We start from the raw sequence: 20,027 nt of genomic DNA, 5'->3' as shown, positions 1-20,027 counted from the left end.
GCACTAACTTAAAATTTATTGACTATGGAGTATTTAAATCCTCTTGCCATGTTGGCTGCAGCTGTTTCAGCTTTAGTTGTAGGCTTTATATGGTACAATCCAAAAGTTTTTGGTAATGCTTGGATGCAAGCCGCAGGTATGACAGACGAGCAGATTAAAGGTGGAAACATGGCTAAAATATTTGGCCTAGCGTTGCTATTTGCTTTTATGTTGTCTACGGCTTTGCCTGGTATTGTAATCCATCAAATGGGTGCTTTTAGTTTAGTGGGTGGTGACCCTGCCGCGGCACTTCCTTCTTATGAAGCTTTTGTTACTGATTATTCAGATGCTTTTAGAACCTTTAAACATGGTGTTTTACACGGAGTATTAACGGGTGTTTTTATTGCGCTTCCTATTATAGGAACCAATGCCTTGTTTGAGCGTAAAAGCGCAAAATATATTTTCATTAATAGTGGTTATTGGATTGTAACTTTAGGAGTAATGGGCGGAATTATTTGTGCCTGGAAATAATTTGTAATGAACTTTAAATATAAAAGACTGATTGAACCAATCAGTCTTTTTTAATGATATTGTGATAGATTTTCAGATTTTTAAACATGTTAACGAACTACCGAATAACTGGAATGCTATTGCATATCATGATTTGTTTTTACAAACAACCTATTTAGACGCCCTTGAAAAGGCCTCTCCCAACAACATAACGCTATATTATATTGGTTTTTACAGCAATTCAGAACTAATTGGCATAACAATAGTACAGCGCGTAGAACTTTATTTAAACGACATTTTTAGAAACCATAACGATACGTGCTTTAAAGAACGATTTAAGAATCTTATTTCAAAGGTTTTAAAAGGGAATATACTTGTTGCTGGCAATATTACCCATACCGGCCAGCATGGTGTGAATTTCAACACTACAAATTATTCTACTACAGATTTTATTAATGCATTGCTTCAAGCCTTATTAGAATTAAAAAAGGATATTAAAACGCAATACAATAAGACTATTCGGGCTTATTTGATGAAAGACTATTTTATTGATGACCCTATAACTTCACATTCAGATGTACTAGAGACTTTTGGTTTCCATAAACTTGCGGTTCAGCCTAACATGATTTTAGATGTTAAGCCACATTGGAATACTTTTGATGATTATATTTCAGAGTTAAACAAAAAATATCGCGACCGTTATAAAACAGCCAGAAAAAAAGCAAGACAAGTTTTAAAAAAGGAACTTCATACTCAAGATATCGAAGCTCACTCTAAACAGCTCTACACACTGTATAAAAATGTTTCGGATCATGCCAAAATAAACACTTTTATTCTTCCTGAAAATCATTTTTTAGAGTTTAAGTTACATTTAGAAAAGGCTTTTAGGGTCTATGCTTATTATTTGGATAATCAAATAGTTGGCTTTTACACCCTTATTCTAAACAGCGATAATCTTGAAACTTACTTTTTAGGTTACAACCCTAAGTATCAATATCAACACCAATTGTATTTAAATATGTTGTATGACATGCTCCTATTCGCTATAGATAACCAGCTTAAAACAGTAGTTTACGCGCGAACAGCCATGGCTATTAAAAGTTCGGTAGGAGCCAAGCCCAAAAGAATGATTATGTATTTAAAACATACCAATTGGGTTATGAATACACTTTTAAAGGCAATTTTTAAATTGATGAACCCAAAGCAAGATTGGGAGGAGCGCCACCCTTTTAAATAGTATAAAGATTTTTTTAAAACACGATTTTGATATCCTGTTAGTTTTCAGTATTTATAATATAAACAGATATTATGAAAAATGTTCAGGAATTACTTACCGAAATCACACAAGTTACTCGAGATATAGAAACAAACTACCCCGAAGTATATCAATATTTAGATGAAAACCCTGTCACTATCCCTAACATGGAGCACCCAAAAGTAGAAGCGAGTGAACTTAAAGATTATCTGGAAAGCTTAAAAGGCTTAATAAAAAAATACAAGGCAGAGCATTAAAAAAAGCCTCTCAAAAAAGAGGCTTACTATTTTGTAAATGGAATAACAATTATTTTTCTTTTTTATTGTTTCTAGCTTCTTTCATAGCTTCACCAATCTGGTTACTAGCGGCAAAACTAGCCACCATATCATTTAGCATATTGCTTCCGGCTTGGGGAGCGTTAGGTAACAAAATAAGATTACTATTGGTTTCCTCACCAAGCGATTGTAAGGTGTCGTAATGTTGTGTTACAACTATCAATGCAGAAGCCTCTTGACTGTTAATACCTACGCGATTTAAAACTTCAACAGACTCTTCTAAACCACGAGCAATTTCACGGCGTTGATCGGCAATACCTTGACCTTGCAAACGCTTGCTTTCAGCTTCGGCTTTGGCTTTTTCCACAATAAGGATTCTGGCTGCATCACCTTCAAATTGTGCTGCAATTTTTTCACGTTCAGACGCATTAATTCGGTTCATAGCAGCTTTTACTTGGGCGTCTGGATCAATGTCTGTAACCAAGGTTTTTATAATATCAAAACCATAATCCAACATAGCATCATTCAATTCAGCTTTTACGGCTAAAGCAATATCATCTTTTTTAACGAAAACATCGTCCAATTTCATTTTGGGCACTTCGGCACGAACCACATCAAAAACGTAGGATGTAATTTGATCGTGAGGATAATCCAGCTTATAAAAAGCATCATAAACTTTGTCTTTTATCACTTTATATTGAACCGATACTTTTAAGCGCACAAATACATCGTCTAATGTTTTGGTTTCAATAATTACATCCAATTGTTGGATTTTCAAACTCAATCGTCCAGCTACACGATCTACTAAAGGAATTTTCATTTGTAGCCCAGAATGACGGATGCTTTGAAATTTCCCAAAACGCTCAATTATAGCAGCAGATTGTTGCTTAACAATAAAGAACGATGATATTAAAATAAGGAGACCAAAAACTAAAAATGGAACTAAATAAAAAGGCATAGCAATGAGATTTAATGGTTAAAAAATAAGTTGTACTAATTTAAGTTATATTTGTTGCAATCACATACTCATAAGCATGCAATTTATACGACTTATTTTATTAGTAGCTATTTCTATAGGTTTTGTTACAACTGGTTACGCACAAAGACGGCCTCATGGCACCATTCCTATTGTTAATGGTATAGGTATTTCAGGAGGAATCACGCAATTTGATTTTCAAACCGATAATTTTGAAACCAAAGCCGGAAACGGTTGGGCTGTTGCGGGTTCTGCAACGGTTGATATTCCGCACAAATGGTACAACATCAGTTACATGATTCAAATAGCCGAAAATAATGTGGGCATTGCCGCAAGTCAAGTTCCTTTAGGAACTGAAGAGTTTTTGGATTATAAAATTTTTACAGCTCAAATTGCTTTGTTAATGCATGTAAAAATTATTGGGCCTTATTTAACATTAGATTTAGGCCCTATGCTACAATATAATGGCGAGATGGAGCTAAAGGATGATACCAAAGAAAACTACTTTATAAAAAACTACGATGCTTTGCTGGCCCAAGATATTTCTGATATTTCAAAATTCAATATTGATGGTACTGTAGGTCTGTCTGCTGGAATCAGTCATTTTAGGGTAAAAGCAGCATATATTTACGGCTTTCTGAATACGTTTGATAAGTTGAATGGCAAGAACCTAAATGTAGGTACCAACACTAATAAATTTAAGGGCAACCAATCTATGTTTGTGTTTTCTTTAATGGTTTCGTTTTAATAAAATCTTTAACAAACTAACAAATCACCTATATTAAAATTTTTTTAAGGATAAAAACCCCAAACAAAATATTAAATGATAAAAAAAATAATCGGACTTATTTTTATTATTAGTTCAATACATCTAAATTTTGCTCAAAACTTACAAGAAGGACAAAAACGATGGAAAGCTGACCAAAAATTGACAGTTGAAGACTTTAGAATAAAAATCAGCGATGAACATAATGATGCGGTTTACAGTCAGTTTATGATTTCTCATATGATAAGTGGATTTGATTTTATGAAACGTAATTTCAATCAGAAAATTGAAAACATATTTCTTGGTAATGCCTCATGGATTGACACAACAAAAGTTGATAATATTCAAAAACAAATCGACTTTCAACAGGTACAATTTGACCTTGCTGAAATTCACGCAAGAAAGTTTAGAAAAAGAGCTCTAGAAAACAAAGGTCAAATAGCAAAAGGATTTGACATTATTAATCAAATTAGCAACGAAATTATGGCAGAATTCTCTGAAAGCCGATTAGAGTTGGTAAATGAAACCGAAAGCGGACAAAATATAGAGAAGCTTACCGAATGGAAAGAAAAAATCTTAATCGAATTAAAGGAATTAGACGAATTTAGTTACGAAAACAAAAAGAGAATAAAAACAAATAAATAGCCCACTAGATAATCACTAATTAAAAAATTATTTCATTCACTTAATGGTGCCATTGGTAGTTAACCCAACGAATTCACCAAACATTCAATACGGTTAAGCGTTTCATTTTTACCCACCATAAACATAATATCAAACACATCAGGACCTTTTAAGTCTCCAACCAAGGCCAAACGCAAAGGCATCATAACCTTACCGAAACCAATTTCGTTTTCTGTAATCCAGCCTTTAACAGCCCTCTGAAGCGTTTCTACTTCAAAATTGTCTACACCGTTAATAATGGATTTTACGGTGCCCATAATGTCTTTTGTGTCGGCTTTAATGGCCTTTTTAAAGGCTTTCTCTTCATAGGTTTTTGGTGCCTCAAAAAAGAAATGGCCTAAGTCCCAAAAATCATTTACAAACGTAGCACGTTCCTTTATTAATCCAATTACTAGAGCTATATAGTTAACATCAATTTCCTGTAATTGGTCATGACTTTTTTGAAAAGCCATTGCTAAATCATCATTCTTTTGTTCTTGCATATAATGGTGGTTAAACCATTTAATTTTATCTGGATCAAATCGCGCTCCAGATTTATTGACTTTAGATAAATCAAAGGCATTTACCAATTCCTCAAGACTGAAAATTTCCTGTTCGGTACCAGGATTCCACCCTAAAAAGACTAAAAAGTTTATAACAGCTTCTTGAAAATAACCATCTTCTCTATAACCTTTGGATACATCGCCTTCTGGAGATATATACTCCAAAGGAAATACTGGGAAACCAAGTTTGTCACCATCACGCTTACTTAATTTACCTTTTCCTGTTGGTTTTAAAATTAAGGGAAGGTGGGCAAATTCAGGTGCTTGCCACCCAAAAGCTTCGTATAATTGATAGTGTAGTGCCAATGAGGGCAGCCATTCCTCACCACGAATTACGTGTGTAATTTCCATTAAGTGGTCATCGACAATATTAGCCAAGTGATAGGTTGGCATGCCATCGCTTTTAAACAACACCTTGTCGTCTAAAATATTGGTATCTATTTTAATGTCACCACGGATAATATCTTTAAGATGCAGGGTTTCGTCTTGAGGTGATAAAAACCGAATCACGTAATCTTCACCAGCGTCAATTTTAGCTTGGGTTTCTTCAGCAGAAAGCACCAAAGAGTTTACTAATCTACCTTTTTCACGGTTATGCCAATTGTAAATAAAGGTTTTGCCTTGGGCTTCATGGTCCTTTCTATGTGCATCCAGTTGTTCAGCGGTATCAAAAGCATAATAAGCCTTGCCTTTAGCTATAAGCTCATCGGCATATTGCTTATACAAATGCTTGCGTTCGCTTTGTCTGTACGGCCCAAATTTTCCTGCTTTTCCTGGACCTTCATCAAACGGTATGTTACACCAATTCAACGATTCAATTATATATTCTTCAGCGCCTTCAACATAACGGTTTTGGTCAGTATCTTCTATACGAAGTACAAAGGTTCCATTGTGTTTTTTGGCAAATAAATAATTAAATAGGGCAGTGCGAACACCACCAATATGTAAAGGTCCTGTTGGACTTGGTGCGAAACGCACACGAACCGGATTACTCATGTAAATAAATTTTGCGCAAAGATAAAACCTTAATTAGTTTTAAAGCAACTTTAAGCCGAAATCATATAAGTTGGCACGCGTTTATTCATAATTTTAAACCATAAAGGGGGAATAAGTGCCAAAACCATGGATGTAGGGTAACCAAATGGCATTTGTGGGCTTTCTTCATGGCACTCCAATAGTTGATATTTTTTTGAAGATTTGTAATGGTGGTCACTATGGCGTGTTAATTCGTAAAGCACAATTCTGCCAACCACATGGTTGGAGTTCCATGAATGGTTTTCTTTTACACGTTCGTATCTACCGGAAGCTGTTTTTAAACGCAAAAGCCCATAGTGCTCAATGTAATTTACGGTTTCAAGTAGTAAAAACCCGGTGACTCCGGCAGCAATTGCAAATAACAATCCTGTGCTCCCGAAGACAAAAAGCACAGTTGCTAAATACATGGTCTGAATAACACTATACCAAAGCATGTCGTTCCTAAAAGAGAAAAAGGACTTGTTACTGTTCTTAACCAACTTCATTTGAATGTGCCATGCGCTAATATATTGCCTTATAGTTGAGGTAAACCAAAAGGAATAGACATGTTGGTTGTATCGCGCTGTTGCAGGATCTTCTTTTGTTGCGGCATGTAAATGATGGCCAAAGTTGTGCTCAATATAAAAATGCATATATAATGACGGGAGTAGTAATGCCTTGCCAACAAACCGCTCATTGGTGGTTTGGCGATGACCTAGTTCATGAGCAACATTAATACCATTAGTGCCCAAAACCATGCCTAAGCTTAAAACAAAGCCAATAATTTCATAAGCCTCCAGAGGAACAGTTGTAACCGTTGCCAACGACCAAATAACAAGGCCATATACAATGGGGAGGTTTAGGTACAACATCCAATCAAAGAGTTTGTTAACCTTTTTGTTTTGTAATTCAGACTCCGAATAGTTGGTATTGTCCTCGGGTAGAATTAATTCCAATAGAGGGATTATACAAAAAGAAAATACAGGAGTTAAAAAACACAAAAGACCTTTAAAATGTAATCCAATTAAAGCGGTTAAAGGAATAGAAAGTGCTGCTAAATATTTTAAATCTTTCATTAGGGTACTATATTTTTAACAGAATGTTATCAAATTTAAGGAAATAGGGTATAAAATAAAATTGTAGATTAGTAAGTTAAATGGATTATAACGTGGCAAACTTTGACAACATAGTAGAAAAACTAGAGTCTTTTATTAGGAGGTATTATGCTAACGAACTAATTAAAGGAGGTATTTTATTTGTTGCCATTGGCTTGCTCTATCTGCTATTCACCCTATGGGTAGAATATATTTTTTGGTTAAGCCCTGGTTTAAGAACCTTGTTATTTTGGGTTTTTGTTGCTGTTGAAGCGGCATTGTTCGTCAAGTTTATACTTTTCCCTTTAGCACAACTTTTAAAACTAAAGAAAGGCATAGACTATCAAGAAGCCTCCAAAATTATTGGACAACATTTTCCAGAGATCAATGATAAGCTACTTAATGTCCTTCAGTTAAACCAAAACAAAACCGAATCGGAATTATTGATGGCCAGTATCAATCAAAAATCGGCTGAGCTACAGCCAATTCCGTTCAAGTTTGCTATTAATTTCAAGCAAAACCTGAAATATTTAAAATATGCCGCGATTCCCATTCTGATAATTTTGTTCTCGGTAATTTCGGGTAAGTTCAATTGGTTTAGTGATAGTTACGAGCGTGTGGTAAATTATAAAACTGCCTATGAGCCACCAGCACCATTTCAGTTTTTTGTGGTAAACGAAAACTTAGATGCCACTGAAAACAAAGACTTTAAACTGATTGTAAAAACAGCAGGGAATGTTGTTCCAGAAAACGCAAAAATTCAATACAGCAACGAAACATATTTCTTGCAACAAACTGCACCAGGAGCATTTGAATATGTGTTTACTAAACCAAAAAATGACATAGAGTTTAATTTATCAGCCAATACAGTAGTCTCAAAACCTTATACGCTTAAGGTTTCGGAAGTGCCGACAATTTTAGGTTTCGAAATGGTTTTAGATTATCCAAACTATACTAAAAAAGCAGACGAAACTTTAAAGGGCAACGGAAACGCTACGGTTCCACAGGGCACGCAAATTACGTGGCGTGTTAAAACAAAATCAACCAATATTGTTAATCTTTATGCTAATGACACGGTTGTTTTTAATATGGATACAGAAAACGTTTACGAAACAACCAAGCGTGCTGCCTCGACATTTGATTACACCATTGCCACGAGCAATGATTTTGTACAGGATTATGAACGCTTGAATTTTAATATCGATGTTATAAAAGATGATTTTCCTGAACTCAATGTAAAAATGGAACTGGATAGTATAGACCAGCAAACGATGTATTTTTACGGTCAGGCTAGTGATGATTATGGACTGCGAAGATTACAACTTGTATATTATCCTCTAAACAATGTTGAAAATGTAAAAACCGAAGCCATCCCTATCGCGAATGATAATATTGATGATTTCATTTCCACATTTCCCAACAACCTTAATTTAGAAGAAGGTATTAGTTACGAATTGTATTTTCAGGTATTCGATAATGATGCGATTAATAATTACAAGAGTACAAAAAGTAACATATATACCTATAGAAAGCTCACTCAATCTGAAGAAGAAGAAAAACAGCTTCAACAGCAAAACGAAACCATTCAAGATTTAAATGAGTCTTTGGAAAAAATGGAAACCAGAGAGAAAGAGCTAGAAGAGTTTTCTAAAACACAGAAAGAAAAATCAGAGCTAAATTTCAACGATAAAAAGAAATTTGAAAATTTCCTAAAGCGTCAAAAACAGCAAGAAGAAATGATGCAAAATTTCAACAAGAAGTTAAAAGAAAATTTAGAAGATTTCCAAAAAGAAAACCAGGAAGACGACCAGTTTAAGGAAGATTTAAAAGAACGTTTGGAAGAAAACGAAGCACAGCTTAAGGAAGATGAAAAATTACTAGAGGAGTTAGAAAAGCTTCAAGAGAAAATTAATAAGGAAGAACTTACGGAAAAACTGGAGAAACTTGCTAAACAAAACAAAAACCAAAAGCGTAGTTTAGAGCAGCTATTAGAGTTAACCAAACGGTATTATGTGGCTAAAAAGCTAGAAAAGCTGCAACAAGAACTCGATAAATTAGCAGAAGAGCAGGAGGAGCTTTCTGAAGCTACCGATGAAAAAAACACCAAAGAAGCTCAAGACTCATTAAACCAAAAGTTTAACGATTTCAAAAAGGAGCTGGAACAACTTGAAAAAGACAATCAGGAACTTAAACAACCTATAGATGTGCCTAACAACGAAAAACAACAGGAATCTATTGATAAAGACCAACAAGAAGCATCAGACGAGCTAGGAAAGAAAGAAGAGAATCAAGAACAAAATGATCAAGAAAAAGCTAATGAGAGCGGCAACAAGGCAAAGCAAAAACAAAAGCAAGCCGCTCAAAAAATGAAACAAATGAGCCAGCAAATGCAAGCCTCTATGCAAATGGGTGGTGCGGAACAAATGCAGGAGGATATGGAAATGTTGCGTCAAATTTTAGACAATTTGGTACTCTTCTCATTTGACCAGGAAGCTTTAATGGATCAGTTTAAGAGCATTGAGATTAATCATAATAAATATGCAAGCTATTTAGTTAAGCAAAGTAATTTAAGAGAGCATTTTTCCCATATAGACGACAGCTTGTTTGCCTTGTCCTTGCGACAGCCAAAAATTTCAGAAAAAATAAACAAAGAAATCTCCGATGTGTTTTTTAATATAGATAAATCATTGGATCAATTTTCAGAAAACCGTATGTACCAAGGTATTGCCAATCAGCAATACACCATCACGGCAGCAAATAATTTAGCTGATTTTTTAAGTGAGATGCTAAATAATATGCAAATGCAAATGAGCGCTTCAGGTTCAGGAAGCGGTGGACAGCCAGAGCCTGGACTGCCCGACATTATAATGAGCCAAGAAGAGCTCAATAAGAAAATGCAGGACGGCATGAAAAAAAGCCAAGATGGAAAACCTAAAGATGGTGATGACGGTAAAGAAGGGGATAAAGGCGAAAAAGAAGGTCAAGACGGACCAGAATCGCCAAATGGTGAAAACGGCAAACAAGGCGAAGATGGCAAACAACAAGGAGACGGAGAAGGTTCCGAAGAACTAAATGGTGAGTTGTTTAAAATTTACCAAAAGCAACAGCAAATTAGGCAAGCGCTAGAAGATAAATTAGCCAAAGAAGGTAAGAATGGTGTAGGGCAAAATTTAATCAAGCAAATGGAGCAAATTGAATTAGATTTGTTGAACAGGGGCTTTACCAATCAAACTCTTCAAAAGATGATGAATTTGCAACATCAACTGTTAAAACTAGAAAATGCTACATTTCAACAAGGTCAGGATAACAAGCGAAAATCTGAAACCAACAAAACAGATTTTGATAATAATACCAATAACAAAATACCAACCGCTAAAGAATATTTCAATACAACAGAAATATTAAACAGACAGACCTTACCTTTGCAGCCAGTTTATAAAAAGAAAGTGCAAGAATACTTTAAGCAAAACGATGATAAGTTTTAACTACGAAAACGATTTTGAATTAGATAATGAAAAACGTTTGTCTAATTGGATTGCAACTGTTATTGAAACGGAAGGATTTAAGTACGAAGACATAAATTACATTTTTTGCAACGATGATTATTTGCATAAAATTAATGTTGAATTTTTAAATCATGATACCTTAACTGATATTATCAGTTTTGATTATTCAGTAGGAAAAATATTACAAGGAGATATTTATATTTCAGTCGAACGTGTTCGTGATAACGCCAAAGATTTTAATGAACAATTTCAAGATGAATTGCATCGGGTTATGGTTCATGGCGTATTACACTATTGTGGGTACAAAGATAAATCTGAAGCAGAAGCAGCTCAAATGCGAAATAAGGAAAACGAGTATTTAGAACTCTTGGAACGAATTGACTAATTCGTCGTATATTTGCACACTTAAATTAAAACGAATAAAATTGTTCCACGTGAAACAATTTTGAGTATAGTAATTAAACCTAATAATATGTTTAACGAGATTTATGACGTTATTGTTGTTGGTGCAGGTCATGCGGGTAGCGAGGCTGCTGCTGCTGCTGCTAATATGGGCAGTAAAACATTGTTAATTACTATGAACCTGCAGAACATTGCGCAAATGTCCTGCAATCCTGCTATGGGCGGAATTGCTAAAGGGCAAATAGTTCGCGAGATTGATGCGCTTGGTGGCTATAGTGGTATTGTAAGCGATACTTCGGCTATTCAATTTAAAATGCTAAATAAATCTAAAGGACCCGCCATGTGGAGCCCTAGGGTTCAAAGTGACCGTATGCGTTTTGCAGAAGATTGGCGTTTGCTTTTAGAAAACACACCTAATTTAGATTTCTATCAGGAGATGGTTTCGGGGCTTCTTATTGAAAACCAAAAAGTAGTTGGCGTCAAAACGTCTTTAGGAATTGAAGTAAGGGCCAAAACGGTTGTGCTTACCAATGGAACATTTTTAAATGGCTTGATCCATATTGGAGACAAAAATTTTGGAGGAGGAAGAGCGGGAGAAAGAGCCGCAACAGGAATTACTGAACAATTGGTTGATATAGGTTTCGATTCTGGACGAATGAAAACCGGAACACCTCCAAGAGTTGATGGCAGGTCTCTTGATTATGCTAAAATGGTTGAACAACCAGGAGATGAAAACCCGCAAAAATTTTCATATTTAGATGTTACAAAACCATTAAAAGAACAACGGTCTTGTTATATGACTTATACGAGTCCAGAAGTTCATGATTTGCTTCGTGAAGGTTTTGAGCGCTCACCGATGTTTAATGGTAGAATTAAAAGTTTGGGCCCACGTTATTGCCCATCAATAGAGGATAAGATTAATCGTTTTGCAGATAAGGATAGACATCAATTGTTTGTAGAGCCAGAAGGATGGAATACGGTTGAAGTTTATGTTAATGGCTTTTCAACCTCGTTACCAGAAGATGTGCAATTTAAAGCATTGCGTTCTGTTTCTGGATTTGAAAACGTTAAGTTTTTCAGGCCAGGATATGCCATTGAATATGACTATTTTCCGCCAACACAATTACAGCATACTTTAGAAACCAAGCTTATTGACGGCTTATATTTTGCTGGGCAAATAAACGGAACTACTGGCTATGAAGAAGCTGCGTCACAGGGATTGATTGCTGGAATAAATGCTAGTTTAAAAGTACAAGAAAAAGAACCTTTTACATTATCTAGAAGCGAAGCTTATATAGGTGTATTAATTGATGATTTGATTACAAAAGGGACTGAAGAACCTTACCGAATGTTTACATCACGCGCTGAATACAGAACATTGTTACGTCAAGATAATGCTGATTTTAGATTAACGCCAAAAGGCTATAAGATTGGATTGGCATCTGAAAAGCGTTTAAAGCGTATGGAGGAAAAGCAGCAAGCTTCAAATGATTTTGTGGAATTTTTTAGAGATACTAGTGTTAAACCAGAAGAGATAAACCCTATTCTTGAGGAGAATGCTTCATCTTTAATGAAGCAATCTGATAAGATGTTTAAAATATTTGCTAGACCAAATATTACAATTGACGATATGCGTAAAGTTGAGTCGGTCAATAACTATATAGTAGATCATCAATTAGATGATGAGGTTATTGAACAAACCGAAATACAGGTTAAATATTCAGGGTATATCGAGAAAGAAAAGAACAACGCCGACAAGCTTTCGAGATTGGAAAATATTAAAATCCCCAAGGATTTTGACTATTCTAAACTCAAATCAATGAGTATGGAAGCGCGTGAAAAATTGAGTAAAATTCAACCTGTAACCATATCACAGGCATCGCGAATTAGTGGTGTTTCACCGAGTGATGTTTCGGTGCTTTTAGTCTATATGGGGCGTTAATGTTTCACGTGGAACATCTCTATAAATGAAAGAAAAAAAGCAATTTCTTAATGTAAAAGATCACTCTGTCACAGGAGAAGAATTTCAGTTGATTTATAATATTGCTCTCGATATGTTGGAGACACATCCACAACCTCTGGAAGAACAGCTTGGACTTTATTATAAAACTGATGATTATATTTCGCACACCGACTCCAAGCGAAATGTTATGGAACATATGTATCATACTGTTCGCCAATTTACATTAAAACGTAAGGTGAAACTAATAAACAAATATTCCAAAAAGGGAAAATCACTTTTGGACATTGGTTGTGGCACAGGTGACTTTTTACAGACCGCAAAAAAGAATGGCTGGCAAATTATCGGAATTGAGCCTGATGAAGATGCAAGAGCAATTGCCAATTCAAAAACAGATAATGTTGTATTGGGATCGAATAGTTTGTTTGAATTAAAAAACAACCAGTTTGATGTTATTACTTTATGGCATGTATTAGAACACTTGCCAAATTTAGAAAAGCATATTTCTGTTTTCAACAAATTATTAAAGCCTAATGGTACTCTGATTATAGCAGTTCCTAATTTTAATAGTTACGATGCGAAATACTACAAAGCGTTTTGGGCTGCTTATGATGTGCCTAGACATTTGTGGCATTTTTCTAAAACAGCAATTTCAAAATTATTTGAAAGAGAAAATTTTTCAGTCGTTAAAGTTAAACCTATGTTGTTCGATTCGTTTTATGTGAGTCTTTTGTCCGAAAAATACAAATCAGGATCCATGAATCTCATACGGGCATTTTGTGTTGGATTACTATCAAACATCAAGGGAATCTCTACAAAAGAGTATTCGTCGCATGTTTATATTCTTAAAAAGCAATAATTTTTGTTTTAAGAACATGTGTTGCTTTTTATTAAACAGAACAACACAAACCGTTGACGAATTTTTAAAACGCGTTTAAATCGCTTTATTTTAAGTTATATTTCATAGCTAATACTTATTGTAATTGTTAAATGGAATAATTATTTCTTATAGTTAATTATTTCTTCATAAAAATTTGAAATACTAATTACTTTTCTACATTTGCGCATCTAAAATTTTTAAACATGAAAAAAATAATATTAACACTATTAGGCTTTATTGTTTTGACATCTTGTAATCAAGACAAGATAGTTTTTGTAAATAACAGTTATGTTATTAATGAATATCAAGAAAGAAAAGATATTGAGGCTAAATACAAAGTAAAAGTTGAAGCGTATAATAAAAAACGAGATAGTATTGGTCAAGCACTTCAAATGGAGTACCAGTCCTTTCAATTAAAGTCTAAATCTATTCCAGAAAAAGAAGCTCAAACCGAGTATCAAATGTTGTTGCAAAAACAGCAAATGTATCAACAGCAATTTCAAATGGAAGAACAACAAATTGCCAAAGAGAGTCAAACAGAAATAGATTCATTAATTTCAAAGGTTAAAACATTTATTAAAAATCACGGTAAGGAAAACAATTATACTTATGTGTTAGGAACCAGTGACGCTGCATCAAGTGTATTATATGGGAAAGAAGAAAACGATATTTCTGAAACCATATTAAAAGCTTTGAACGAAAATTACAAAAAAGACTAAAAATTAACACAAAATTTTGAAAACCAGTTTTTTAACTGGCTTTTTTGTGTAATAATCGGGTTAGTTTTATAGATAAATCTGTTAGAATGATTTTTGAATTACCATTGCGCTCTATATGATATATGGCGTCCTGTAATTCATCGGAAATTTCTATAATGTTATTACCGTGTACAAAAGGTGCAAATTTCTCCAATTGAAAGTTTTCAGATTTAGGCTCCATAAAAACCAATTCGCTAGCATTATAATTCATTAATAGCGCTTGTCTGAAAAAGTTAAGGCAAAATTGCAAGAATTGTTTTTGTGTTTCTCTACCTGTTTTCGCGATATCTTCACTCCAGGAAATTAAATCGTGAATAGCATTTTTATTCCCTCTTGCTTTAAAGGCACTTCTAATCCAAAATATAAACCATTCTTCAAACTGGGTGTCTTCAGTGTCTTGGTAAACCAAATCACAAGCTTTGTTGAAATTTCCATTGGCTTGATGGGCTATTTTGCCCGCTACATCCTCGGCAATAGAATATTTATTTATTAGTCCTTGCTTTATGATTTCCTCTGAAAGGGGAGGAAAATGTAAAACTTGGCAACGTGACTTAATGGTATTGATTATTTGTTCCTCGTCTTCGGTAATAAGAACAAAAACAGTTTTGTTAGGCGGCTCTTCAATTAATTTTAAGAGCTTATTGGCCGCTTGTGTGTTAATTTTTTCGGCCATCCAAATAATCATAACTTTATAACCACCCTCATAGGATTTTAGTGATAAAGACTTTACAATGTCTTGGGCTTCGTCAACACCTATTTGACCTTGCTTTTTTTCAATACCAATTTTTTTGTACCAATCAAACAAATTGCCATAAGGTTGCTCTTCAATAAGTTCTCGCCATTCCACTAAAAAATGACTAGAAACGGGATGACTTTTTATAACGCCATTAGCGGCTACTGGAAAAGCAAAATGTAAGTCGGGATGCGATAGATTGTTAAACTTCAAATTGCAAGATTCATTGCCGCCTGTATTTTCATTTTCGGTATTCTTGCACAAAAGGTACTGTGCATAGGCGATGGCCATTGGTAAAGTTCCGCAGCCTTCTGGCCCTACAAATAGTTGTGCGTGTGCTATCCGCCCATTATTCACGCTTTGGGTGAGGTGTGCTTTTATATGTTCTTGTCCTAAAATTTCAGTAAATAACATGGGGTAAAGATAACAGATTTACTACTGTTTTTCTGAAATGAAAAAATTATATTTGTCAATCTAATTAATTACACCATGAAAACCCTAAACGACTTTAATTTCGAAAATAAAAAAGCACTTATTCGTGTAGATTTTAACGTACCATTAAATGACGAATTTAAAGTAACTGATGCAACCCGAATTAAATCTGCCAAATCAACTATTATTAAAATTTTGGAAGATGGTGGAAGCTGTATTTTAATGTCGCATTTAGGGCGTCCAAAAGGGCGAGAAGACAAATATTCACTTAAGCATATTGTCGATAAAGCAGAAGATATTTTGGGAGTGGAAATACAATTTGTTGAAGACTGTGTAGGTGACAAAGCTCAAGAAGCTGCCGATAATTTACAGCCAGGTGAAATTCTATTGTTAGAAAATCTTCGTTTTCATGAAGAAGAAACTCAAGGAGACAAAGTGTTTGCCAAACAACTGTCTGAATTGGGAGATATTTATGTAAACGATGCTTTTGGTACAGCGCATAGAGCACATGCTTCAACAACAATTATTGCTCAATTTTTTCCAGATAAAAAATGTTTTGGATACCTGTTACAGCAAGAAATAGAAAGTATCAAGAAGGTTATGGAAACAGGAGAGAAACCTGTGTGCGCTGTTTTGGGTGGGGCTAAAGTATCTTCTAAAATCACTATTATTGACAACATTCTCGATAAAATAGACCATTTAATAATTGGAGGAGGAATGACCTTCACGTTTATTAAGGCGCAAGGCGGATCAATAGGAAATTCTTTAGTTGAAGAAGATAAATTGGATTTAGCAAACTCAATTTTAGAAAAAGCTAAAGCGAAAAATGTAAAAGTACATTTACCTGTCGATGCCATTATAGCCGATGGATTTAGTAATGATGCTAAAACTAACACATGTCCAGTGAACCAAATTCCTGATGGATGGATGGGTCTTGATGTTGGACCAAATACAGAAGCTCAGTTTTCAGATGTGATACGCGATTCTAAAACTATATTATGGAACGGGCCTTTAGGTGTTTTTGAAATGCCAAATTTTGCAAAAGGTACAATTGCTTTAGGTTATGCAATTGCTGAAGCAACAGAAAACGGTGCATTTTCGTTAGTAGGAGGAGGCGATTCGGTAGCGGCTGTTAAGCAATTTGATTTTGAAGACAAGGTAAGTTATGTAAGTACTGGCGGTGGAGCCATGCTAGAAAGCCTTGAGGGTAAGATCTTACCAGGAATTGCTGCCATTTTAGAATAATTTAGTATATTTCGTTCAGCCTCAACAGTCTAAACCCATTGTAGCGTTAGGTTTATAAGAATTATGAAGCATAAACGTTTAATGGTTAATTAAATTAATAGCAATGTATCGACCTACGTTAATTTGTATTTTATATTTTGTTCTGACTTTCCATTTGTCGGCACAAGATTCTATCCCTAGTTCAAATAGAATTCCTCAAGAAAAACTCGTTGCTGGTGAGCAATACGAATTAGATACGATTATTGATGGTAAGGAATTCTATAAAAAACAAATTAAAATTGCGGCCGATTCTATTAAAATGAAAGCTCTGGAAGATTATGAATTGGCTCTTGAATTGGACCAAAAGTGGTTAGATGAACTATATAGTAATGACCTTTTCGATACCATTTACAACGTCATTAATGAACTAGATTACAAAGAAGTTTACTACCCAGAACTACCAACCGATACACTTAAAGCGCGATTAGCATTGCTTAATGCGAAAACACCATTTAATATAGAATATAACCCATCACTAGAGAGTGTTATTAAATCTTTTTTAAAGAACAGGAGGCAATATTTTGAGAGGTTAATGGGTTTGAGCCATTTTTATTTCCCCATGTTTGAAAGAGAATTGGATAACTACAACGTTCCTTTAGAAGTTAAATATTTGGCTATTGTAGAGTCGGCATTAAAACCTCGTGCTAAATCTCGAGTTGGCGCTACAGGCCTATGGCAATTTATGTTTACTACTGGAAAAATGTACGGTTTAAATGTTAGCAGCTATGTAGATGAACGTTCCGATCCCATTAAGTCAACAGAGGCAGCTGCTAAATATTTAGCAGCATTATATACTATTTTTGGCGATTGGGATTTGGCTTTGGCCGCCTATAATTCTGGGCCTGGAAATGTGTCAAAAGCCATAAGGCGCTCTGGTGGATATCAAAATTATTGGAACATTAGGCACAATCTTCCACGTGAAACAGCTGGCTACGTCCCTGCTTTCTTGGCAACCATGTATATTATGGAGTATGCAAAAGAGCATGGTTTTGTTTCTGAAAAACCAGCCTTTCATCATATAGAAACAGACACAATAGTGGTTAAGCAGATGATTACGTTAGATCAAGTTTCTGAAGCCACTGGCGTAAACATGGAAGAGTTACAATTTTTAAACCCGTCATATAAATTGGATATTATTCCATTTATAAAAGGCGAAAATTATGCATTACGTTTACCACGTTCTGCTGTGGGTGTTTTTGTAAATAATGAAAATGCTATTTATGCAGCTGCCCAAGCTGAATTTGACGCACGAGAAAAACCATTGCCGCAATTTTTTGATAGCGATAGCAAAGTACGTTATCGTGTGAAGTCTGGAGATTATTTGGGTAAAATAGCAAGGAAGTATGGTGTAAGAGTAAGTCAGATTAAACAATGGAATGGGCTGCGAAGTAATAATTTAAGAATTGGCCAACGATTAACTATTTATCCAAGAAAGCCTGTAGCGGTTAGCCAAACTGCAAGTTCAGGCTCATCTAATTCCAGCAGCACGGGCTCTTCAAAAACGTATACCGTGAAAAGCGGTGATTCCCTTTGGAGTATTTCTCAAAAATTTCCAGGAGTTTCTGTTCAAAATATTCGAGATTGGAACGATATTAGCGGTAACAAATTAAAACCCGGAATGAAACTTAAAATATCAAAGAGTTAGCTTCCATATAAAAACACAAATATTATGCGCAACATTCTAATTGCTATTGCCTCAATCTTTATTATTGTTTCCTGCGGAAAAGACAAATCTAAAAATCAACGCATTCTTTCAGAATCTTCAGGCAAAATAAACGATTTGGCGGTAGTGGTTGATAATGACTTATGGGAAGGTGCTGTAGGAGAAGGTATTCGTGATGTTTTGGCTGCTCCAGTTTATGGTTTACCTCAAGATGAGCCGTTATTTCACTTAAGCCAGATGCCTCCTTCAGTTTTCACTGGATTTGCAAAGCGCGGTAGAATTGTATTAAAAATTGAAAAAGGAGATGAAGCCGATGTTAAAATAGCAAAAGATGTTTTTGCAAGGCCTCAAAAAGTTGTTGTGGTTTCAGGAACAACAGATTATGAAATAGTAGACCAATTAAAAGAAAATGCCAACAGAATAGTTTCCGCCCTAAAAAGTGAAGAAATAAAAGAAAGACAACGACGCACTAAAATATCCCTTCACAAAAACAATTCTATAAAAGAAAATTTAGGTATTTCTATAGAGTTTCCTTCGGCTTACCGTATAGCAAAAGAAGACGATGATTTTTACTGGATAAGAAAAGATATTACTACAGGAACAACCAATTTAATGGTTTATGAAATGCCTTATGGCTCTATTACAGAAAATGATAGTTTAGTAAATCAAATTATAAGAATGCGCGATTCTATAGGACAAGTTCATATACCAGGACCTTTAGATGGGTCTTTTATGATTACCGAAAACAAATATGCGCCATTTATTTCCAAAACAACAATTGATGATAAACCAGCCTTTGAAACCAGAGGACTTTGGGATGTGAAAAACGCGTTTATGTCTGGGCCGTTTGTGAATTATATAATTGACGATCAACCAAACAACAGATTGTTAGTTGTTGAGGGGTTTGCTTTTGCACCATCAGTTGAGAAACGCGATTATATGTTTGAATTGGAATCTATAATTAAATCCATAAAATTCGAGTAGAAAAAACAATTAAAACCATAAAAAAACCCAACTAGACTAGTTGGGTTTTTATTTTATTAAAGGAGATATTCTACTCCTTTTTATCTTTTTCTTCATCTTTACTGGCGTCTTTAAATTCCTTAATTCCGCTACCTAAACCACGCATTAATTCAGGTATTTTTTTTCCGCCAAATAACAATAGCACAATAACAACAATAAGGGCAATTTGCCAAGGTCCGATTGCTAATGGTAAAATATATAAACTCATTTTATAAAAATTTAGGCTACAAAGTTAATAATTAAAGTTTAATATAATCGTTTATTCAGGAACTTTAGTATGAAGTTGGCAGG

18 protein-coding genes are annotated in these 20,027 nt (G+C 34.7%); 13 read left to right on the top strand and 5 right to left on the bottom strand.

Annotation, left to right across the window (positions count from 1 at the left end):
- Window positions 1–24 precede the first annotated feature (24 nt).
- From K7G76_RS01060 to K7G76_RS01050, 3 genes are all read left to right on the top strand, one after another.
- Window positions 25–510 (top strand): DUF1761 domain-containing protein, encoded by a 486-nt coding sequence (locus K7G76_RS01060; protein ID WP_223032353.1) that lies wholly within the window; start codon window positions 25–27, stop codon window positions 508–510.
- 31 nt (window positions 511–541) lie between these two features.
- Window positions 542–1,726 carry a GNAT family N-acetyltransferase gene (locus K7G76_RS01055; RefSeq protein WP_255572892.1) on the top strand — a complete coding sequence of 395 codons (1,185 nt, stop codon included), beginning with the start codon at window positions 542–544 and terminating at the stop codon, window positions 1,724–1,726.
- A 71-nt stretch (window positions 1,727–1,797) separates the two neighbouring features.
- Window positions 1,798–2,001: a hypothetical protein gene (locus K7G76_RS01050; protein WP_223032352.1), complete on the top strand. Its 204-nt coding sequence runs from the start codon at window positions 1,798–1,800 to the stop codon at window positions 1,999–2,001.
- A 49-nt stretch (window positions 2,002–2,050) separates the two neighbouring features.
- Here the strand turns inward: K7G76_RS01050 and K7G76_RS01045 are convergent, their stop codons facing one another.
- Window positions 2,051–2,977: an SPFH domain-containing protein gene (locus tag K7G76_RS01045; RefSeq protein WP_223032351.1), complete on the bottom strand. Its 927-nt coding sequence runs from the start codon at window positions 2,975–2,977 to the stop codon at window positions 2,051–2,053.
- Window positions 2,978–3,053: 76 nt separating this feature from the next.
- Between K7G76_RS01045 and K7G76_RS01040 the strand changes: the two genes are divergently transcribed.
- Both K7G76_RS01040 and K7G76_RS01035 read left to right on the top strand, forming a co-directional pair.
- Window positions 3,054–3,743, top strand: coding sequence for a hypothetical protein (locus tag K7G76_RS01040; RefSeq protein WP_223032350.1), 690 nt, complete (start codon window positions 3,054–3,056; stop codon window positions 3,741–3,743).
- Between the two features lie 75 nt (window positions 3,744–3,818).
- The gene (locus tag K7G76_RS01035) at window positions 3,819–4,406 is read left to right on the top strand and encodes a hypothetical protein (protein WP_223032349.1); all 588 of its coding nucleotides are present in this window, start codon (window positions 3,819–3,821) and stop codon (window positions 4,404–4,406) included.
- Between the two features lie 59 nt (window positions 4,407–4,465).
- On the opposite strand, the gene gltX is transcribed toward K7G76_RS01035, so the two are convergent.
- Both gltX and K7G76_RS01025 read right to left on the bottom strand, forming a co-directional pair.
- The gene (gltX, locus tag K7G76_RS01030) at window positions 4,466–5,983 is read right to left on the bottom strand and encodes a glutamate--tRNA ligase (RefSeq protein WP_223032348.1); all 1,518 of its coding nucleotides are present in this window, start codon (window positions 5,981–5,983) and stop codon (window positions 4,466–4,468) included.
- Window positions 5,984–6,033: 50 nt separating this feature from the next.
- Window positions 6,034–7,077: an alkane 1-monooxygenase gene (locus K7G76_RS01025; RefSeq protein WP_223032347.1), complete on the bottom strand. Its 1,044-nt coding sequence runs from the start codon at window positions 7,075–7,077 to the stop codon at window positions 6,034–6,036.
- A gap of 92 nt (window positions 7,078–7,169) precedes the next feature.
- Between K7G76_RS01025 and K7G76_RS01020 the strand changes: the two genes are divergently transcribed.
- The 5 genes from K7G76_RS01020 to K7G76_RS01000 all read left to right on the top strand — a co-directional run bounded on the left by K7G76_RS01020 (window position 7,170) and on the right by K7G76_RS01000 (window position 14,562).
- Complete coding sequence (locus K7G76_RS01020; protein ID WP_223032346.1) at window positions 7,170–10,580, top strand: DUF4175 family protein; 3,411 nt, start codon at window positions 7,170–7,172, stop codon at window positions 10,578–10,580.
- Window positions 10,567–10,986, top strand: a complete 420-nt coding sequence (gene ybeY / locus K7G76_RS01015) for an rRNA maturation RNase YbeY (RefSeq protein ID WP_223032345.1) — start codon at window positions 10,567–10,569, stop codon at window positions 10,984–10,986. The genes K7G76_RS01020 and ybeY overlap by 14 nt, the downstream gene beginning before the upstream one ends.
- An 87-nt stretch (window positions 10,987–11,073) precedes the next feature.
- Window positions 11,074–12,945 (top strand): tRNA uridine-5-carboxymethylaminomethyl(34) synthesis enzyme MnmG, encoded by a 1,872-nt coding sequence (gene mnmG / locus K7G76_RS01010; protein WP_223032344.1) that lies wholly within the window; start codon window positions 11,074–11,076, stop codon window positions 12,943–12,945.
- Window positions 12,946–12,970: 25 nt separating this feature from the next.
- A complete protein-coding gene (locus tag K7G76_RS01005; protein ID WP_223032343.1) occupies window positions 12,971–13,822 on the top strand; it encodes a class I SAM-dependent methyltransferase in 852 nt (283 codons plus the stop codon).
- A gap of 224 nt (window positions 13,823–14,046) precedes the next feature.
- A complete protein-coding gene (locus K7G76_RS01000) occupies window positions 14,047–14,562 on the top strand; it encodes an OmpH family outer membrane protein (protein WP_223032342.1) in 516 nt (171 codons plus the stop codon).
- A gap of 31 nt (window positions 14,563–14,593) precedes the next feature.
- Here K7G76_RS01000 and K7G76_RS00995 read toward each other — a convergent pair whose 3' ends face one another.
- Window positions 14,594–15,748, bottom strand: coding sequence for a DNA polymerase III subunit (locus tag K7G76_RS00995; protein ID WP_223032341.1), 1,155 nt, complete (start codon window positions 15,746–15,748; stop codon window positions 14,594–14,596).
- A gap of 75 nt (window positions 15,749–15,823) precedes the next feature.
- On the opposite strand from K7G76_RS00995, the gene K7G76_RS00990 reads away from it, so the two are divergent.
- From K7G76_RS00990 to K7G76_RS00980, 3 genes are all read left to right on the top strand, one after another.
- A complete protein-coding gene (locus tag K7G76_RS00990; protein ID WP_223032340.1) occupies window positions 15,824–17,011 on the top strand; it encodes a phosphoglycerate kinase in 1,188 nt (395 codons plus the stop codon).
- Between the two features lie 103 nt (window positions 17,012–17,114).
- A complete protein-coding gene (locus K7G76_RS00985; RefSeq protein ID WP_223032339.1) occupies window positions 17,115–18,695 on the top strand; it encodes a LysM peptidoglycan-binding domain-containing protein in 1,581 nt (526 codons plus the stop codon).
- Between the two features lie 24 nt (window positions 18,696–18,719).
- Window positions 18,720–19,697, top strand: a complete 978-nt coding sequence (locus K7G76_RS00980) for a DUF4837 family protein (RefSeq protein ID WP_223032338.1) — start codon at window positions 18,720–18,722, stop codon at window positions 19,695–19,697.
- Window positions 19,698–19,767: 70 nt separating this feature from the next.
- Here K7G76_RS00980 and K7G76_RS00975 read toward each other — a convergent pair whose 3' ends face one another.
- Complete coding sequence (locus K7G76_RS00975) at window positions 19,768–19,944, bottom strand: Sec-independent protein translocase subunit TatA/TatB (protein ID WP_223032337.1); 177 nt, start codon at window positions 19,942–19,944, stop codon at window positions 19,768–19,770.
- Between the last annotated feature and the right edge of the window lie 83 nt (window positions 19,945–20,027).

The sequence above is a fragment of the Hanstruepera marina genome (genome assembly GCF_019880635.1).
Lineage (GTDB): Bacteria > Bacteroidota > Bacteroidia > Flavobacteriales > Flavobacteriaceae > Hanstruepera > Hanstruepera marina.
The sequence above is the reverse complement of the archived record's forward strand: the minus strand, read 5'-3'. Positions and strand labels throughout refer to the sequence as shown.

What these genes read in the sequence shown, in the direction of transcription:
- K7G76_RS01060 (WP_223032353.1), top strand. Translation starts at nt 25, where the DNA reads ATGGAGTATTTAAATCCTCTTGCCATGTTGGCTGCAGCTGTTTCAGCT.
- K7G76_RS01050 (WP_223032352.1), top strand. Translation starts at nt 1,798, where the DNA reads ATGAAAAATGTTCAGGAATTACTTACCGAAATCACACAAGTTACTCGA.
- K7G76_RS01045 (WP_223032351.1), bottom strand. Translation starts at nt 2,977, where the DNA reads ATGCCTTTTTATTTAGTTCCATTTTTAGTTTTTGGTCTCCTTATTTTA.
- K7G76_RS01040 (WP_223032350.1), top strand. Translation starts at nt 3,054, where the DNA reads ATGCAATTTATACGACTTATTTTATTAGTAGCTATTTCTATAGGTTTT.
- K7G76_RS01035 (WP_223032349.1), top strand. Translation starts at nt 3,819, where the DNA reads ATGATAAAAAAAATAATCGGACTTATTTTTATTATTAGTTCAATACAT.
- gltX (WP_223032348.1), bottom strand. Translation starts at nt 5,983, where the DNA reads ATGAGTAATCCGGTTCGTGTGCGTTTCGCACCAAGTCCAACAGGACCT.
- K7G76_RS01025 (WP_223032347.1), bottom strand. Translation starts at nt 7,077, where the DNA reads ATGAAAGATTTAAAATATTTAGCAGCACTTTCTATTCCTTTAACCGCT.
- ybeY (WP_223032345.1), top strand. Translation starts at nt 10,567, where the DNA reads ATGATAAGTTTTAACTACGAAAACGATTTTGAATTAGATAATGAAAAA.
- mnmG (WP_223032344.1), top strand. Translation starts at nt 11,074, where the DNA reads ATGTTTAACGAGATTTATGACGTTATTGTTGTTGGTGCAGGTCATGCG.
- K7G76_RS01005 (WP_223032343.1), top strand. Translation starts at nt 12,971, where the DNA reads ATGAAAGAAAAAAAGCAATTTCTTAATGTAAAAGATCACTCTGTCACA.
- K7G76_RS01000 (WP_223032342.1), top strand. Translation starts at nt 14,047, where the DNA reads ATGAAAAAAATAATATTAACACTATTAGGCTTTATTGTTTTGACATCT.
- K7G76_RS00995 (WP_223032341.1), bottom strand. Translation starts at nt 15,748, where the DNA reads ATGTTATTTACTGAAATTTTAGGACAAGAACATATAAAAGCACACCTC.
- K7G76_RS00990 (WP_223032340.1), top strand. Translation starts at nt 15,824, where the DNA reads ATGAAAACCCTAAACGACTTTAATTTCGAAAATAAAAAAGCACTTATT.
- K7G76_RS00985 (WP_223032339.1), top strand. Translation starts at nt 17,115, where the DNA reads ATGTATCGACCTACGTTAATTTGTATTTTATATTTTGTTCTGACTTTC.
- K7G76_RS00980 (WP_223032338.1), top strand. Translation starts at nt 18,720, where the DNA reads ATGCGCAACATTCTAATTGCTATTGCCTCAATCTTTATTATTGTTTCC.
- K7G76_RS00975 (WP_223032337.1), bottom strand. Translation starts at nt 19,944, where the DNA reads ATGAGTTTATATATTTTACCATTAGCAATCGGACCTTGGCAAATTGCC.